Source organism: Eubacterium ramulus, assembly GCF_003122485.1.
GTDB classification, from domain to species: domain Bacteria; phylum Bacillota; class Clostridia; order Lachnospirales; family Lachnospiraceae; genus Eubacterium_I; species Eubacterium_I ramulus_A.
On record NZ_JRFU01000200.1, the window covers coordinates 1 to 2,334 of the forward strand.

Annotated in this window: 2 protein-coding genes; both read right to left on the minus strand. The window is 42.6% G+C overall.

Going from position 1 to position 2,334, the window contains the following annotated elements; genetic code table 11:
• Positions 1-317: 317 nt before the first annotated feature.
• Positions 318-1,460, minus strand: a complete 1,143-nt coding sequence (locus LG34_RS15170) for a DUF6382 domain-containing protein (RefSeq protein WP_109216811.1) — start codon at positions 1,458-1,460, stop codon at positions 318-320.
• Entirely contained in the window at positions 1,457-2,137 is a 681-nt protein-coding gene (locus LG34_RS15175) for a prepilin peptidase (RefSeq protein WP_109216812.1), read from the minus strand. The genes LG34_RS15170 and LG34_RS15175 overlap by 4 nt, the downstream gene beginning before the upstream one ends.
• Between the last annotated feature and the right edge of the window lie 197 nt (positions 2,138-2,334).

Here is a 2,334-nt window from a genome sequence, read left to right on the forward strand (position 1 = left end):
CTCCGTTCCGGTCGGCGCAAAACCATTGTCTCCCAGACAATGTGCGCCCTCGCAGAGCATTTATCTCAGTCAGAGATTGAACTCCCACTGAGAAATACTTGTTACTACTCACCACTTGCAGGACGCCACTGAAAAAGTCCTTATTTTGCGCAAAACAGTACAAGATAAAGTATATTTACATGTTTTTCACTACTATATATTGTATGTAAAAACAGTTTTTCAGTGGCGTCCTTGCAGAAGTGGGAGTCTCAACTCAGACTGAGATGAATACAAAATTCCCCTCTACTCACTATATGCACTAAGACTAAGTTCATTTTTTACTTCTTTTTCAATATATATTCCTCTGTCGCGAAGATTACCCGATCTCCTTCCTGTATACGCACTGGTGTATTCATAGGAATCAGATGTCCGTTAAGGTACGTTCCGTTAGTAGAATTAAAATCTGAAATCCATAAATTAGAATCCTCATCCTGTGTAATCTGTGCATGCAGGCGACTGACCGTCTGCGCATACAGTTTCCCTTCTACATTACTTCCATGCTTGCCAATCCGATATGGAAACTGTTCCATCCGAAGATCATCCTCCAGTCCGTCTCCTTTATATTCCAACACCCATACCGTTTTTCGTTCTACCGCGGAAAAACATACGGTTTCTTCCCAATTTTCGGAAGGTTTTCGTTCTGCAACCATAAAAGGTTCCACTTCTTCCGGTTCTACATCATACGTGAAGGATGACCGATCCAGCATTTTGCGTTTTTCCCGGTGGAAAAGGCGTCGCTTCTTTTTCGGTTGTTCCTTCTCCTCTTTCATCAGTTCAAGCATATCCTCCGAATGTCTCTGCTCTGTTCGTTCCAGATTTTCAGCTGCCTTTGCATACATCATTTCATCCATCCGCCGTTCTTCTGCTTCATCCTCTTTTTGTTTTTTCCCATAAAGACAGTCATAATAATCCCGCAACGTCAGATCATCCGTTTCGCACCGTTCATATAGTCCGTAAGCCAGACGAACTGCGGCGGCATCCGAATGATCCAGGCGCTGCAAAAATTTTTCCAGAAGGCTTTTGACACCGCCTTTTTTCGCCGTTCCAAAACCTGGAATGTAGCAAAATTTCACCGATGTCTCTTTTCGATCCATAAAGATCATTTCCGGATCATACACAATATCCGTGTCCTGCAGCAGATATTCTTCCAGCTCCGTTTTCAGACCACAGATTTCTTCCGCCACTTTTCGAACAAGTGTCCCTCCGGCAGTCTGCATGGTCAGTTTTTGCGCCAGAGACTGCATGCCGGTCACATCATACCAGTATTCTGTCTTTCCGTCCGATATCATAATCTGCATGGACAGTAAATGCTCCATTTTATTTCGTAATACCATCTGCAATTCATAAGGTTCAAATAAATATTCGGCATCTTTGATGATCATATAACTGTTGCTTGCCGTTCTCAGATATTCTGTTTTCATTCTGCCTCCGTTCTTTCTTTGATACTGTCTGTTATTATTTCTTTTATATTATTCTGATGTATGTTTTTCCAGAATACCGCTGTCGTATCCAATTCCTGCTGTTGTTGAATCTGCTCTGCCTGTTTTTCCACCTGCATAAAACCAGAAATCGTTGTATGCAAGAAAAACATCAATAGCAGCACTAATACCGGAAAAATCAATGACGCTTCCACGGTCAGAGATCCTCGCCTAAACTGACATTTTCTCAGGAGCAGCAATACTTCTGCTCCCAGTACAAATGGAGCAAACGCAATCCGTTCCTTTCGTGATCTTCGTTTTAACAAAAGCATCCCCATGCTGTAAATTCCGCAAATAATCAAAGACCACAACAATAACCTCATATTTTCTTCCGCCCCAAGGAACATACCACTGATAAAAAATATCCATGCATCTCCTGCGCCAAACTGCTCTTTACTGACATGTGACACCCAAAGCAATACCAGTCCTAATCCCGCTCCTCCTGCCAGTTCCATCCACGAAAACGGTTTACATATCAAAAACCAGATCAACCCAATTCCACCAAACACCCAAAAGCGCCTGACGGAAAGCAATTTCAATCGATGATCTTCCCGTGCACAGCAATATAGAAAAAATAGCAATACTGGTGTTCCAATGATACTTCCTATTTTCTCTGTCATAGTTTTCTCCCTTCAATAATTACATTTTTCTTGATAGCCCCCCGTCACGATATGTTCAGATCAAGTTTACCTGAAGCATCATTCAGTTCAAGAATGCTCCGCCATTCTTGTTGCGAGGTGCGCGTCATGCAATTGCATGACATACTTCAACTTCGCACCTCTGTAATCCTGCCGGAGGCTATATCAGATGGGGGATT

Coding starts and splice junctions, on each gene's coding strand:
- LG34_RS15170 (WP_109216811.1), bottom strand. CDS start 1,460: ATGAAAACAGAATATCTGAGAACGGCAAGCAACAGTTATATGATCATC.
- LG34_RS15175 (WP_109216812.1), bottom strand. CDS start 2,137: ATGACAGAGAAAATAGGAAGTATCATTGGAACACCAGTATTGCTATTT.